Origin of the sequence: Streptomyces sp. Z26, from assembly GCF_003665095.1 — a bacterium.
GTDB lineage: Bacteria > Actinomycetota > Actinomycetes > Streptomycetales > Streptomycetaceae > Streptomyces > Streptomyces phytohabitans.
In genome coordinates, this window is record NZ_RCHV01000002.1 from 4,957,173 (window position 1) to 4,971,635 (window position 14,463).

Consider the following 14,463-nt stretch of genomic DNA (forward strand, 5'->3'; position numbering starts at 1 on the left):
GTACGGGCGTCCCCAACTCCCGCCCCGCGCCCGGCCCGTGCCCCGACGCCCGTGCCCCCGACCACGTGGTCGGACGGCACGCGCACACGTTCTAGGCTTGCGCGCATGACCATTCCGCAGCAGTACGGGCCGGGCCACGGCGGTGGTTGGCCGGGCAACGAGCTGGAGGAGACCCTCGCCGCCTCCCTCACCGCGCCGCACGCCTCGGCCCGCCTGCTGGAGGTGCTCGCGCGCAGCAGCCTGTGGGTGCCGCTCCCCGAGGGCGGCGGCCCCGCCAGCGCCCACCTCGACCTGCCGACGGTGCAGCTCCAGGGGGCGCCGTACGTACCGGTGTTCAGCTCCGAGCAGCAGTTCCTCCAGGTGGTCGGGACCCACATGTCGTTCACCGTGGCGCCCGCGGCCGAGTTCGCGCGCGGCCTGCCGCCGCAGCTCGGCATCGCCGTGAACCCGGACGGCGCCGTCGGCGTCCCCCTGCCGCCGGACGCGGTCGCGGAGCTGTGCCGTACGACCCCGGGCGCGCGGGTCCCGGGCGTGGCCAGCGGCGCGCGGGTCCGGCTGTTCGAACCGGACTGGCAGGACGAGCCCGTGGACTTCCTGGCCGAGGTGGCGGGCGAGTTCGCCGTCGTACCGCCGATACGCACCGCCCGGCGCGCGCTGGCCAGCGCGGAGGGGCGCCCGCCCGCGCTGTACGTCGGGGTCGAACTCGACCTGCTGGAGCCGGACGCGTGGCAGCGGTCGCACGACGCGCTCGCCCGCGCGCTGGCCCGCCACCCGGTGGTCTGGCCCGTGCAGCAGGTGATGCTGGACGCGGCACGCGACCCGGTCGTGGACTGGATGCGGCAGTGCGTACGGCCGTTCTACTCGCGTGAGTACGACGTCTGACGGTGGCTGAGTATCTGCGCACACGGCCGGTGAGTGGGGCGCGTGCTGTCATCCGGTACTCGTAAGCTGGTTGACTGTCGGGCGGGACGCGGGTGCGTTTCCGTAGCATCCGGCCGAGGGAAGAGGGGGGCGGCCACGTGAGCGCGGGTGAGAGCGTCGAGCAGCTGCTGAGTCAGGTGTCGCCCGGCCGGTACGACGTCTACGAGTCACTGCTGAAGTCGCTGTCGGGCGCGCAGCTGTGGATGCTGCTGTGGAACGGGCAGGCCGGTTCCCCGGACGCCCAGTACGGCAACATGGAGGTCGACGGCCACGGCTACGCGCCCTGTGTCACCTCCCCGCAGGAGCTGGCGGCCTCCGGCTGGAACCGCGCGCACGAGGTCGTCGGCGGCCGCGACATCGCCGCCGCCCTCTACCCCGACCGCTGGGGCATCTGGTTGAACCCGCACTCCCCGGGCGGCGGCGTCGGCATCCCCTGGCTCGACCTGCGGCGCATCGTCTCCGGCCTCGACCGGCTCCCGGCCGGGCCGCTGCGGATCTCCGAACCGTCCCTGGACCTGCCGCAGTTCTACGCGCTCCTCACGCAGAACGCGCACCGCACCCCCGTCGTCCGCTCGCTGCGCCGCGCCTGGGTGCAGCCCGCGCTGGGCACGCCGTACCTGGCCATCGGGCTGGACCTCTACGACACCGGGCCGCCGTCCGTGGAGTCGGTGCAGCAGATGATGCAGCAGTCGGTCGGCGCGATCCCGGACGGGCTGCCGGTGTCCAGCGTCGCCATGTCCGACGACCACGATCCGGTCACGATGTGGCTGCGCGCGCACGCCCGCCCGTTCTTCGACCGCGACGCGCAGGTGGGCGCGGCTCCCGGCGCGGCGCCGGGCCACGGGTACGGTTACCCGCGCGCGTACTGAGCTCGCGGGCGAGGTGGCCCGGGAGCGGTGGCGGGCGGTGTTCGTGCACCGCTGACCAGTGCTCCCGGTCCGTATAACGGAACCCCCTTGGTCGCATCACAGTTGCGCATCCATTCGCCGGGACCTCTGGCGACTGATCGCGAGCGCAATGAAGACTCCCGATCCATAGGCCGTCGGCCTTGTGTACGAGCAGCTGTGAATCTCGCCGCTACAGCGGCAGGCGTGGGCCGGCCATCGCCGGTCGAGAGGGGTCCTCACCACGATGACGGCACCATTGCACGACGCGGTCAAGGCAGACGACGTTGACACCGTTGTCACCGCCGAGGTCGCAAAGGGCTCCGTCGAGGGCCGTTCGCTGGGTCAGATCGCCTGGACCCGCCTGAAGCGCGACAAGCTCGCCGTCGCGGGCGGCGTGGTGGTGCTGTTCCTGATCCTGGTCGCGATCTTCGCTCCGGTGATCACCAGCATCATCGGCCAGGACCCCAACAAGTACAACCAGGACCTGATCGACCCCCTCTTCGGCACCCCCACCGGGTCCCTGGGCGGCATCAGCTCCGACCACCTCCTCGGCGTCGAGCCCGTCAACGGGCGCGACGTCTTCGCGCGCATCGTCTACGGCGCCCGCATCTCCCTGCTGGTCGGCTTCCTCTCCGCCGTCGTGGCCGTCGTCCTCGGCACCGTCCTCGGCATCCTCGCCGGGTACTTCGGCGGCTGGGTCGACGCGCTGATCAGCCGCGTGATGGACGGCCTGCTGGCCTTCCCGCAGCTCCTCTTCATCATCTCGCTGATCGCGGTGATGCCGGACAAGCTGCTCGGGCTGGAGGGCACGGGCGTACGGCTGCTGGTCATGATCCTGGTGATCGGCTTCTTCGGCTGGCCGTACATCGGCCGCATCGTGCGCGGTCAGACGCTCTCGCTGCGTGAGCGCGAGTACGTCGAGGCCGCGCGGAGCCTGGGCGCGGGCAGGCGGTACATCCTCTTCAAGGAGCTGCTGCCCAACCTGATCGCGCCGATCACCGTCTACACGACGCTGATGATCCCCACGAACATCCTCACGGAGGCCGCGCTGAGCTTCCTCGGCGCCGGCGTGAAGCCGCCGACCGCCTCGTGGGGCCAGATGCTCAACCAGGCCGTGCGCTACTACGAGACGGACCCGATGTACATGGTGGTGCCTGGTGTCGCCATCTTCATCACGGTCCTCGCGTTCAACCTCTTCGGCGACGGCGTACGCGACGCGCTGGACCCGAAGGGCACCCGCTGACTCCCCCCATGCCAGACACCGGCCCGGTCGAACGTCCGGTCCGTGACAACTCGAAGGATGCGACATCGTGAGATTCCTAGGCACATCGAGGCGCAGCAGCGCCGCGGCGTCAGCCGTTGTGGTCGCGGCCCTGCTGTCGACCGCGGCATGCGGGGGCGGCGGCGACAGCGACAGCGGCGGCGGTGACGCGGCGGGCTTCAACGCGGCGATCGGCAAGGTCGCCAACAGCTCCGACAAGAAGGGCGGCACGCTGAAGTTCATCGGCGTGCAGGACGCCGACTCGTGGGACCCCACCCGCGGCTACTACGGCTTCGCCTGGAACTTCATGCGCTACTACACGCGCACCCTGGTGACGCCCTCGGCGGCGCCCGGTGAGAAGGCGCTGGAGCTGAAGCCCGACCTGGCCAAGAGCCTGGCGAAGGTCACCAACGACGGCAAGACCTACACGTACGAGCTGAAGGACGGGGTGACCTGGCAGGACGGCAAGCAGATCACCTCCCAGGACATCAAGTACGGCATCGAGCGGCAGTGGGCGCAGGACGTCCTCTCCGGCGGCCCGGTGCACGTCAAGAACACCCTGGACCCGGACGGCAAGTACAAGGGCCCGTACAAGGACACCTCCAAGGAGGGTCTGAAGGCCATCGAGACGCCGGACGACAAGACGATCGTCTTCAACCTGCCGAAGCCGAACAGCGACTTCGAGCAGATGCTGTCGATGACCTCGTCGTCGCCGGTGCCGAAGGACAAGGACACGAAGTCGAAGTACGGCCTCAGCCCGTACTCCAGCGGCCCGTACCAGTTCAAGGACTACCAGCCGAACAAGAAGCTGACGCTGGTCCGGAACAAGAACTGGAAGAAGGCCACGGACACCGTCCGCAAGGCCCTCCCGGACAAGATCACCGTCACGCTGATCTCCAACGCGGACGAGCTGGACAAGCGCCTCATCAGCGGTGACTACGACGTCGACCTGAACGCCACGGGCCTCAGCCCGGCCGGTCGCGCCTCCGCTCTCAAGGAGCACAAGGAGAACGTCGACAACCCGGAGACCGGCTTCATCCGCTACGCGGCGTTCCCGCAGTCGGTCAAGCCGTTCGACAACGTGCACTGCCGCAAGGCGGTCATCTACGGCTCCGACCACAAGTCCATCCAGACCGCCCGCGGCGGCCCGATGGCCGGCGGTGACATCGGCACGAACATGCTGCCGTCCGTGGTGCCCGGCTCGGACCCGAAGCACGACCCGTACGGCCTGGCGAAGAGCGACGGCAAGGCCAACGAGGCCAAGGCCAAGGAAGAGCTGAAGAAGTGCGGTCAGCCGAACGGCTTCAAGACCACCATCGCCGTCCGTAACAACAAGGACGTCGAGGTCGACTCGGCCGAGGCGATGCAGGCGTCGCTGAAGAAGGTCGGCATCAACGCGCAGGTCTCCGAGTACGACGGCGCGCAGATCGCGGGCATCGTCGGCAACCCGGACGTCGTGAAGAAGAAGAACTACGGCATCATCATCATGGGCTGGGGTCCGGACTTCAACTCCGTCCAGGGCTACGGCAAGCCGCTGTGGCACAGCTCCAACATCCTGCCCAACGGCAACAACAACTTCGCCGAGATCGACGACCCGAAGATCGACGGCCTGTTCGCCGACTTCGAGGCGGAGCTGGACAAGGGCAAGGCCGCGAAGATCGCCACCGAGATCAACAACGAGGTGACCGACGGGGCGTACTACCTCCCGTTCACCTTCGAGAAGATGATCAGCTGGCGCTCCAGCCGTCTGACCAACACCTACTCCAGCGGTGCCTACAGCGGCCAGTACGACTACGCCTCCCTCGGCGTGACGAAGTAACCGACCGCTGGCACACCCGCCACATAGGCACGAAGGGCAGGTGAAGGCCGCGGCGGTGGCCACGGGTCCCTCCGGACGACCTCCGGAGGGACCCGGTCCGCCGCCTGGCCGAGAGCAGTGCTCACATACCTGATCAGGCGGCTGTTCGCCGCCGCAGTGATGCTCGTCGCCATCGTTCTGGTGGTCTTCAGCATCTTCTTTCTGATCCCCAAGTGGACGGGTGTGGACCCGGCCACCATGTACGTCGGCAAGGCGTCCGACGCCGCCGCCCTGGAGGGCATCCGGCAGAAGCTCGGCCTGGACGAGCCGATCCTCGTCCAGCTCTTCGAGTTCTTCAAAGGCATCTTCGTCGGCCGCGACTACTCCAGCGCGGGCGACACCATCAAGTGCCAGGCCCCCTGCTTCGGTTACTCCTTCAAGACCGAGCAGGCCATCTGGCCGGTGCTGACCGACCGCTTCCCGGTCACCTTCGCGCTGGCCATCGGCGCGGCCGTGATCTGGCTCATCATCGGTCTGGGCGCGGGCATCCTCTCCGCCCTCAAGCGCGGCACCATCTGGGACCGGTTCTCGATGACCGGTGCCCTCGCCGGTGTCTCGCTGCCGATCTACTTCACCGGCCTGATCTCGCTGGCCGTCTTCTCGTACCAGCTCGGCTGGGTCAACAACGAGTTCACGCCGCTGGAGGAGAACGTCGCCGACTGGTTCAGCGGCATGATCCTGCCGTGGGTCACGCTCGCGTTCCTCTTCGGCGCGATGTACGCCCGCCTCACCCGCGCCACCATGCTGGAGGTGATGGGCGAGGACTACATCCGCACCGCGCGCGCCAAGGGCGTGCAGGAGTCCGTCGTCATCCGCAAGCACGCGATGCGGTCCACGATGACGCCGATCATCACCCTCCTCGGTGTGGACCTCGGCATGCTCATGGGCAACGCGATCCTGACGGAGACCACGTTCAGCCTGCCGGGCCTCGGCCAGGCCGTGCTGAAGGCGATCGGCGAGCGCGACCTGCCGCTGATCCTCGGCGTCACGCTGATCACGGCCACCGCGGTGGTCGTCGCGAACCTCGTCGTGGACATCCTGTACAGCGTGATCGACCCACGAGTGAGGCTCGCATGACAGACCTCGGCAAGACCGGAGCGGCCGTCGGCGAACCGACCGCGGGCCGCCCCTCGGACTCCTTCCTGGACGTCCGCGACCTGGTCATCCACTTCCCGACCGACGACGGCGTCGTCAAGTCGGTGGACGGGCTCTCGTTCCGGCTGGAGAAGGGGCAGACCCTCGGCATCGTGGGCGAGTCCGGCTCCGGCAAGTCGGTCACGTCGCTGGGCATCATGGGCCTGCACACGGTCGGGCAGTACGGCCGCCAGAAGGCCCGTATCTCCGGCGAGATCTGGCTCGACGGCAAGGAGCTGCTGAGCGCCGACCCGCAGTCGGTGCGCAAGCTCCGCGGCCGCGAGATGTCCATGATCTTCCAGGACCCGCTGTCGGCGCTGCACCCGTACTTCACGATCGGCAAGCAGATCGTCGAGGCGTACCGCATCCACCACGACGTGGACAAGAAGACGGCCCGCAAGCGCGCCATCGAGATGCTCGACCGCGTCGGCATCCCGCAGCCGAACCAGCGGGTGGACAGCTACCCGCACGAGTTCTCCGGCGGCATGCGGCAGCGCGCGATGATCGCCATGTCCCTGGTCAACAACCCCGAGCTGCTGATCGCGGACGAGCCGACGACCGCCCTGGACGTCACGGTGCAGGCGCAGATCCTGGACCTGATCCGCGACCTCCAGAAGGAGTTCGGCTCCGCGGTCATCATCATCACCCACGACCTGGGCGTCGTCGCCGAACTCGCCGACCAGATCCTGGTGATGTACGGCGGCCGGTGCGTCGAACGCGGCCCCGCGGAAGAGGTGTTCTACGAGCCGCAGCACCCGTACACCTGGGGCCTCCTCGGCTCGATGCCGCGGATCGACCGGGACCGTACGGAGCGCCTGCTGCCCGTGAAGGGTTCCCCGCCCAGCCTCATCAACATCCCGGACGGCTGCGCGTTCCACCCGCGCTGCCCGTACGCGGACGTGCCGAAGGGGAACGTCACCCGCACCGAGCGTCCCGAACTGCTGGAGGTGGGCTCCGCGCACTACTCCGCCTGCCACCTGTCGAAGGACGACCGGGAGCGGATCTGGAACGAAGAGATCAAGCCGAAGCTGTGAGCGAGGACGAGCAGATGACCAACCCCGAAGGGGCGGGCGCGCCCGAGCCGTCAGCCGGTGCCTCGGCCACGCCCGCGCTCAGCAAGGAGTCGCCGTCCGGCGGGCGGGCCGTGCTCAGCAAGGAACCCACGGGAAGCGGTGACGTCGTCCCCGACGGCGAACCGCTGCTGCGGGTCTCCGGGCTGACGAAGCACTTCCCCGTCACCAAGGGCATCTTCAAGCGCCAGGTGGCCGCGGTGAAGGCGGTCGACGGCCTCGACTTCGACGTACGCGCGGGGGAGACCCTGGGTGTCGTCGGTGAGTCCGGCTGCGGCAAGTCCACGATGGGCCGGCTGATCACGCGGCTGCTGGACTCGTCGTCGGGCACGATCGAGTTCGGCGGCCAGGACATCACGCACCTCGGTACGGCGGGGATGCGCCCGCTGCGCCGGGACATCCAGATGATCTTCCAGGACCCGTACTCGTCGCTGAACCCGCGGCACCCCGTCGGGGCCATCGTCGGCGCTCCGTTCAAGCTCCAGAACGTGGAGCCCGAGGGCGGAGTGAAGAAGGAGGTCCAGCGGCTGCTGGAGGTGGTCGGGCTCAACCCCGAGCACTACAACCGCTACCCGCACGAGTTCTCCGGCGGTCAGCGGCAGCGCATCGGCATCGCGCGGGCGCTGGCGCTCAAGCCGAAGCTCGTGGTGGCCGACGAGCCGGTCTCCGCGCTGGACGTCTCGATCCAGGCGCAGGTCGTCAACCTGCTGGACGACCTCCAGCAGGAGATGGGCCTGACGTACGTGATCATCGCGCACGACCTGTCCGTCATCCGGCACGTGTCGGACCGGATCGCGGTGATGTACCTCGGCAAGATCGTCGAGCTGACCGACCGCCAGTCGCTCTACGACCGCCCGCTGCACCCGTACACCCGGGCCCTGCTCTCCGCCGTACCCGTGCCCGACCCGCGCGGCAAGGCGAAGCGCGGCAGCGAGCGCATCCTGCTCCAGGGCGACGTGCCCTCGCCGATCAAGCCGCCGTCCGGCTGCCGCTTCCACACGCGGTGCTGGAAGGCGACGCGGATCTGCAAGGCGCAGGAGCCGCCGCTGGTGTCGCTCCGCACCGGGCACCAGGTGGCCTGCCACCACCCGGAGAACTTCGAGGACCAGCAGCCCGACGACACCGAGCTGCTGAGCGAGGTCGAGAAGGCCAACGAGCAGGCGGCGTTGGACAAGACGGCCGTCGCCCAGCGCGACCGGGAGGCCGTCGGCAAGGAGTGACGCGGGACGTCCGGGCCCCGGCGGCCCGGTCACGCCGTACGCGCGGCGCCGCCCCGGCGGGGACCCCTCAGGGGGCCTCGCGGGGGCGGCGCCGTTTCGCGCGCGGGGCTCGCGGCCCGCCCCCTCAGCCCGCGCCGTCAGAACGGGAACGCGCCCCGCCCGTGCTGCACCGAGATCCACCGCTGCGTGGTGAACGCCGCCACCATCGCCTCGCCGTTCAGCCGCCCCATGCCGGAGTTCTTCTCCCCGGCGAACGGGATGACCGGCGCGTCGTCGATCGTGCCGCCGTTGACGTGGAACATGCCCGTCTCCACGCGCTTCGCGATCTCCATGCCGCGCGCCACGTCACCGGTGTGCACGGCGCCGCTGATGCCGTACGGGGTGTCGTTGGCGATCGTCACCGCCTCGTCCACGTCGTCGAAGGTGACGAGCAGCGCCACCGGCCCGAAGATCTCCTGCCGCAGCACCTCCGACCCGGCGGGCACGTCGGCCAGCACGGTCGGGCCGACGACGCAGCCGTTGGCCTCGCCCCGTACGAGCGCGGTGGCGCCGTCGCGCAGGGCCAACTCGACGGCGGCCTGGACGCCGTCCACCTGCGAGGTGTTGATCAGCGGGCCGATCTGCGTCTCCGGGTCCCGCGGGTCACCGACGCGCAGCGCCCGTACCCGTGCCGTGAACGCCTCGGTGAACTCCCGCTGCACCCCGCGCTGCACGAGGATGCGGTTGGCCGCCATGCAGTTCTGCCCCTGGTGCGCGAAGCGGCTGAGCACCGCGCAGTCCACGGCGGCGTCCAGGTCGGCGTCGTCCATGACGATCAGCGCGCTGTTCCCCGACAGGTGCAGCACCGACTGCTTGAAGTGCGAGGCGGCCACGGTGGCGATGTGGCGGCCCGTACGGTCCGAGCCGGTGAACGAGATGACCTTCGGCACCGGGTGCTCCAGCAGCGCGTCACCGACCTCGGCGACATCGGTGATCACCACGTTCAGCAGGCCCGGCGGCAGACCCGCGTCCTCGAACAGCTTGGCCACCAGGGTGCCGCCGGTGACCGGCGTGCTCTGGTGCGGCTTCAGCACGACGCCGTTGCCCAGGGCGAGCGCGGCGGCGACGGACCGTACGGCCAGCAGGAACGGGTAGTTGAACGGGCTGATCACGCCGACGACGCCGACCGGCACCTGCCGTCCGACGTTCTCCTTCCCCTCCTCCTGGGAGGGCAGCGCGCGGTCCGTCGGCAGCAGGGCGAGGGCGCAGGACTCGACCAGGAACTCCTTGACGCGGGCCAGCTCGATGTCGGCCTTCGCCTGCGTGCTCCCGGTCTCCAGGACTATCGTCTCGGCCAGCTCCGGTTCGTTCTCCTCGACGAGCCGCAGCATCCGTTCGAAGACGGGGACCCGTGCGGCGCCCCCGGCGGCGGCCCAGTCGCGCTGGGCGCGCTGCGCGGACCGGTACGCCTCGTCGACCTGGTCCGCGGTGGCCACGGTGAGGGCGGCCAGCTTGTCGCCGCTGTACGGGTCGAAGTCGATGATGTCCCACTCGCCGGAGCCTGGACGCCATTCACCCGCGATGTACTGAAGTGTCAACTCCGAGAAATACGACATCGTTGGCCTCTCCGTAGAACACCGCGCACACATGCTGCCGGGATCTTCCATGTTACGTACGTGGCAGGGGAGTTGACCCCCATACGCGGTCACCAGGGCCAATCCGCATACCCGCCGGTAATAAGCCGGTGTACTGTGCCCCCCATGTCCGACGAAATCAGCAGCGAGTTCGACCGCGACACGGCCGTCCGGAGGGTCGCGCCCGGCGAGTACGCCGCGGACCTCGCCAAGGGATGGGCCTTCGGCGACGTGCTCAACGGCGGCTACCTCCTCGCGGTCGTCGGCCGTGCCCTCGCCGACGCGCTCCCGCACCCCGACCCGTTCACCGTCAGCGCCCACTACCTCGCGGCCACCGGCGCGGGCCCCGCCGTCGTCCGCACGGACGTCGCGCGCGCCGGCTTCAGCCTGTCGACCGGTTCCGCCTCGCTGTTCCAGCGGGACGAGGACGGCACGGAGGTCGAACGCATCCGCGTCCTCGCCACGTACGGCGAACTGGACCGCCTCCGCGACGACGTGCGCACCAGCGCCCGGCCGCCGGACATGCCCCCGTACGAGGAGTGCGTCAGCACCGACGAGAACCCGGACCCGTCGTTCTCCCCGGAACTCGTGCACCGGCTCGCGCTGCGGCTCGACCCGACGAGCGTCGGCTGGGCCGTCGGCAGCCCCTCGGGGAAGGGCGAGATGCGGGCCTGGTTCGCCCTCGCGGACGGCCGCGACCCCGACCCGCTGTCGCTGTTGCTGACCGTCGACGCGCTGCCGCCGACCGCGTTCGACCTGGGGCTCAAGGGCTGGGTGCCGACCGTCGAACTCACCGCGCACGTACGCTGCCGCCCGGCGCCCGGACCGCTGCGCGTCGCGCTGACCACGCGGAACATGGCGGGCGGCTACCTGGAGGAGGACGCCGAGGTGTGGGACTCGGCGGACCGGCTCGTCGCCCAGTCCCGGCAGCTGGCGCGGGTGCTGGAATAGGGTGCGGCTCGCTCGCTGTATTTTCGCTCGGCTCGCTTCCGGGCGCTTGTGTCCGGTGCCGACGTTCCTCGGCGCGGCGCTCGCTCGTGCCTCGCTCCCTTGGCCTCGTCGCTTTCGGCACCGGCGCGCCCTTCGGCTCGCTCGCGGGGCTACTCCGCGGCGGTCGGGAGCGGGCGGGCCCGCTCCGTCGAGGCGATCGTCGCCGAACCGACCACGCGCGTCCCGTCGTACAGCACCACCGCCTGCCCCGGCGCCACCCCGCGCACCGGCTCCGCGAACCGCACCCGCAGCTCCCGCCCGTCCCCGACCGGCTCCGCCGTGACCTCCGTCTCGCCGCCGTGCGCGCGCAGCTGCGCGGTGTACGTGCCCGCGCCGCGCGGCGGGGCGCCGCACCAGCGCGGGCGAACGGCGCTCAGCGCGGACACGTCGAGCGACTCGGCGGGGCCGACGGTGACCGTGTTCTCCACCGGGGAGATGTCCAGCACGTAGCGCGGTCGGCCGTCCGGCGCGGGATGGCCGATGCGCAGGCCCTTGCGCTGGCCGATGGTGAAGCCGTGCGCGCCCTCGTGGGTGCCGACGCGGGCGCCGGACTCGTCGAGGATGTCGCCCTCCGCGCTGCCCAGCCGCTTCGCGAGGAAGCCCCGGGTGTCGCCGTCCGCGATGAAGCAGATGTCGTGGCTGTCCGGCTTCTCGGCCACCGCCAGCCCGCGCCGCTCGGCCTCCGCGCGGATCTCGTCCTTGGTGGTCAGGGTGTCGCCCAGCGGGAACATCGCGTGCGCGAGCTGCCGTTCGTCCAGCACCCCCAGCACGTAGCTCTGGTCCTTCGCCATGTCGCTGGCGCGGTGCAGCTCCCGGCCGCCGTCCGCACGCCGTACGACGGTCGCGTAGTGCCCGGTGCACACCGCGTCGAAGCCGAGGGCCAGCGCCTTGTCCAGCAGCGCGGCGAACTTGATCTTCTCGTTGCAGCGCAGGCACGGGTTCGGGGTGCGCCCCGCCTCGTACTCCGCGAAGAAGTCCTCCACCACGTCCTCGCGGAAGCGCTCCGCGAGGTCCCACACGTAGAACGGGATGCCGATCACGTCGGCGGCGCGGCGGGCGTCGTGCGCGTCCTCGACCGTGCAGCAGCCGCGGGCGCCCGTACGGAACGACTTCGGGTTCGCGGACAGCGCCAGGTGCACGCCGGTCACGTCGTGCCCGGCCTCGGCGGCGCGGGCCGCGGCGACGGCGGAGTCGACGCCGCCGGACATGGCGGCGAGCACGCGCAGCCGGGGGGCGGTGGCTTCGGGGATGCTGGGAGGAGTGGCAGTCATAGCCCTTACAGGGTACGGGGAACGGTGCGGAGGTCGTACGCGTTGTTCGAGGCCGTGGGACCCGTGACCGGGGAGCGCCCGGACCGCCGGTCCCGGCCAGGGGCGCGGCCCCCACCGACGCGACCGACGGGAGAGACGTGGCGGACGACGTACGGCCCGGTGACGGTCGGCCGGAACGGCCCGAGCCGGAGCCCGGACAGCCGGGACGGGAACGGGAGCCGGATCGGGAACGGGAGCCCGACGCGGGCGCCGTCCCGGCGGCGCCCGCGCGGCGCGGGCCGGGCAGGCGCGCCCTGCTGCTCGGCGGCGCGGCCGTCGGCGTCGGCGCCGCCGGGGTCGCGGCGTGGGACGAGCTGAGCCGCTGGTGGTGGCGGGTGCCGGGGAACGACAAGCCGCGCACGCCCGGCGCCGTCGACTACCGGGGTGCCGAGTGGGTCGCGGCCGCCAGCGCCAACTGGCGCCGGGGCGACCGACCCGACGACTACACCGTCGACCGCGTGATCATCCACGTCGTCCAGGGCAGCTACGCGGTCGCGCTCAAGGTCTTCCGCGACCCGGGCCACGGCGCCGCCACCCACTACGTCGTGCGCGGCAGCGACGGGCACGTCGCACAGTGCGTACGGGAGCTGGACGTGGCGTTCCACGCGGGCAACCGCGCGTACAACGAGCGGAGCGTCGGCATCGAGCACGAGGGCTTCGTCGACCGGCCGCGGGACTTCACGGACGTGATGTACGCGTCGTCGGCGCGGCTGACCGCCGACATCTGCGCGCGGCACGACATCCCCCTCGACCGCGAGCACATCATCGGCCACCACGAGGTGCCGGGCGCCGACCACACCGACCCGGGCCGCCACTGGGACTGGGACCGCTATCTGCGGCTGGTGCGGGCGGCGGCGAAGGAGGCGGCGGAGGCCGGTGCGCGCGGGTCGGGGCGGCCAGGGGAGTCGGGCGGGCCGAGCGCCTCGGCGGAGCCGTCGGGCGGCTGAGCCGCCGTACGACGCCCCGTACGGCGACCCCGCCCGGCGGCTACGACAGCCCGGCCGAGCGGGCGCGGGCCACCGCCGGCCCGATCGCCGCGGCCAGCGCCTCGACCTCGGCCTTCGTCGAGGTGTGCCCGAGGGAGAAGCGCAGCGTGCCGCGCGCCAGCTCAGGGTCGGCGCCCGCCGCCAGCAGTACGTGACTGGGCTGGGCGACCCCCGCCGTGCAGGCCGAGCCCGTCGAGCAGTCGATGCCCCGCGCGTCGAGCAGGAGCAGCAGCGAGTCGCCCTCGCAGCCGGGGAACGAGAAGTGCGCGTTGGCGGGCAGCCGCCCGTCCGGGTCCGGGTCGCCGTTCAGCACGGCCTCGGGCACCGCCGCCCGTACGGACGTCACCAGCGCGTCCCGCAGCGCGCCCACGTCCCGGGCGAACTCCGGGCGGCGCTCCGTGGCGAGCCGCGCGGCGGTCGCGAAGGCGGCGACGGCGGGCACGTCCAGGGTGCCGGAACGCACGTCGCGCTCCTGACCGCCGCCGTGCAGCAGCGGTTCCGGGGTGTGCTCGCGGCCGAGGAGGAGCGCGCCGATGCCGTACGGCCCGCCGATCTTGTGGCTGGTGAGGGTGAGCGCGGCCAGCCCGGAGTCCGCGAAGGAGACCGGCAGCTGGCCCACGGCCTGCACCGCGTCCGCGTGCGTCGGGATGCCGAACTCGGCGGCGACGGCGGCGAGTTCGCGTACGGGGAGGACGGTGCCGATCTCGTTGTTCGCCCACATCACGGTGACGAGGGCCACGTCGGAGGGGTCCCGTTCGACGGCCTCGCGCAGCGCGTCGGGGTGCACGCGCCCGTACGTGTCCACCGGCAGCCACTCCACGGCCGCGCCCTCGTGGTCGGCCAGCCAGCGCACGGCGTCCAGCACCGCGTGGTGCTCGACGGGGCTGGCCAGGATCCGCGTACGGGCCGGGTCGGCGGCGCGCCGGGACCAGTACAGGCCCTTGACCGCGAGGTTGTCGGCCTCCGTGCCGCCGCTGGTGAACACCACTTCGCTGGGGCGTGCGCCGAGCGCCTCGCCGAGCGTCTCGCGGGCCTCCTCGACGGTGCGCCGGGCGCGCCGTCCGGCGCCGTGGAGGGAGGAGGCGTTGCCGGTGACCGTCAGCTGCTCGGTCATGGTCCGGACGGCTTCCGGGAACATCGGGGTGGTCGCGGCGTGGTCGAAGTAGGCGGAGTTTGCCATGGTGCCGACGATTCTACGAGCCCGCGCGGGGGC

Annotated in this window: 12 protein-coding genes; 9 read left to right on the forward strand and 3 right to left on the reverse strand. The window is 71.2% G+C overall.

The window, feature by feature from the left end:
• Nucleotides 1-105 precede the first annotated feature (105 nt).
• The 7 genes from D7M15_RS21655 to D7M15_RS21685 all read left to right on the forward strand — a co-directional run bounded on the left by D7M15_RS21655 (nucleotide 106) and on the right by D7M15_RS21685 (nucleotide 8,351).
• Complete coding sequence (locus D7M15_RS21655; protein WP_121519021.1) at nucleotides 106-882, forward strand: enhanced serine sensitivity protein SseB; 777 nt, start codon at nucleotides 106-108, stop codon at nucleotides 880-882.
• Between the two features lie 137 nt (nucleotides 883-1,019).
• A complete protein-coding gene (locus D7M15_RS21660) occupies nucleotides 1,020-1,790 on the forward strand; it encodes an enhanced serine sensitivity protein SseB C-terminal domain-containing protein (RefSeq protein ID WP_121519022.1) in 771 nt (256 codons plus the stop codon).
• A gap of 262 nt (nucleotides 1,791-2,052) precedes the next feature.
• The gene (locus tag D7M15_RS21665) at nucleotides 2,053-3,051 is read left to right on the forward strand and encodes an ABC transporter permease (protein ID WP_121519023.1); all 999 of its coding nucleotides are present in this window, start codon (nucleotides 2,053-2,055) and stop codon (nucleotides 3,049-3,051) included.
• A gap of 67 nt (nucleotides 3,052-3,118) precedes the next feature.
• Nucleotides 3,119-4,888, forward strand: coding sequence for an ABC transporter substrate-binding protein (locus D7M15_RS21670; protein WP_240649412.1), 1,770 nt, complete (start codon nucleotides 3,119-3,121; stop codon nucleotides 4,886-4,888).
• 117 nt (nucleotides 4,889-5,005) lie between these two features.
• A complete protein-coding gene (locus tag D7M15_RS21675) occupies nucleotides 5,006-6,004 on the forward strand; it encodes an ABC transporter permease (RefSeq protein ID WP_121519025.1) in 999 nt (332 codons plus the stop codon).
• The gene (locus tag D7M15_RS21680; protein WP_121519026.1) at nucleotides 6,001-7,095 is read left to right on the forward strand and encodes an ABC transporter ATP-binding protein; all 1,095 of its coding nucleotides are present in this window, start codon (nucleotides 6,001-6,003) and stop codon (nucleotides 7,093-7,095) included. The genes D7M15_RS21675 and D7M15_RS21680 overlap by 4 nt, the downstream gene beginning before the upstream one ends.
• Nucleotides 7,096-7,109: 14 nt before the next feature.
• Entirely contained in the window at nucleotides 7,110-8,351 is a 1,242-nt protein-coding gene (locus tag D7M15_RS21685; RefSeq protein WP_121521187.1) for a dipeptide ABC transporter ATP-binding protein, read from the forward strand.
• Between the two features lie 137 nt (nucleotides 8,352-8,488).
• Here the strand turns inward: D7M15_RS21685 and D7M15_RS21690 are convergent, their stop codons facing one another.
• The gene (locus D7M15_RS21690) at nucleotides 8,489-9,946 is read right to left on the reverse strand and encodes an aldehyde dehydrogenase family protein (RefSeq protein ID WP_121519027.1); all 1,458 of its coding nucleotides are present in this window, start codon (nucleotides 9,944-9,946) and stop codon (nucleotides 8,489-8,491) included.
• A gap of 144 nt (nucleotides 9,947-10,090) precedes the next feature.
• Between D7M15_RS21690 and D7M15_RS21695 the strand changes: the two genes are divergently transcribed.
• Nucleotides 10,091-10,915 carry a thioesterase family protein gene (locus D7M15_RS21695; protein WP_121519028.1) on the forward strand — a complete coding sequence of 275 codons (825 nt, stop codon included), beginning with the start codon at nucleotides 10,091-10,093 and terminating at the stop codon, nucleotides 10,913-10,915.
• 149 nt (nucleotides 10,916-11,064) lie between these two features.
• On the opposite strand, the gene mnmA is transcribed toward D7M15_RS21695, so the two are convergent.
• A complete protein-coding gene (gene mnmA / locus D7M15_RS21700; RefSeq protein WP_240649413.1) occupies nucleotides 11,065-12,225 on the reverse strand; it encodes a tRNA 2-thiouridine(34) synthase MnmA in 1,161 nt (386 codons plus the stop codon).
• A gap of 293 nt (nucleotides 12,226-12,518) precedes the next feature.
• On the opposite strand from mnmA, the gene D7M15_RS21705 reads away from it, so the two are divergent.
• Complete coding sequence (locus D7M15_RS21705; RefSeq protein ID WP_240649708.1) at nucleotides 12,519-13,211, forward strand: N-acetylmuramoyl-L-alanine amidase; 693 nt, start codon at nucleotides 12,519-12,521, stop codon at nucleotides 13,209-13,211.
• A 40-nt stretch (nucleotides 13,212-13,251) separates the two neighbouring features.
• On the opposite strand, the gene D7M15_RS21710 is transcribed toward D7M15_RS21705, so the two are convergent.
• Nucleotides 13,252-14,430 (reverse strand): cysteine desulfurase family protein, encoded by a 1,179-nt coding sequence (locus D7M15_RS21710; protein WP_121519030.1) that lies wholly within the window; start codon nucleotides 14,428-14,430, stop codon nucleotides 13,252-13,254.
• Between the last annotated feature and the right edge of the window lie 33 nt (nucleotides 14,431-14,463).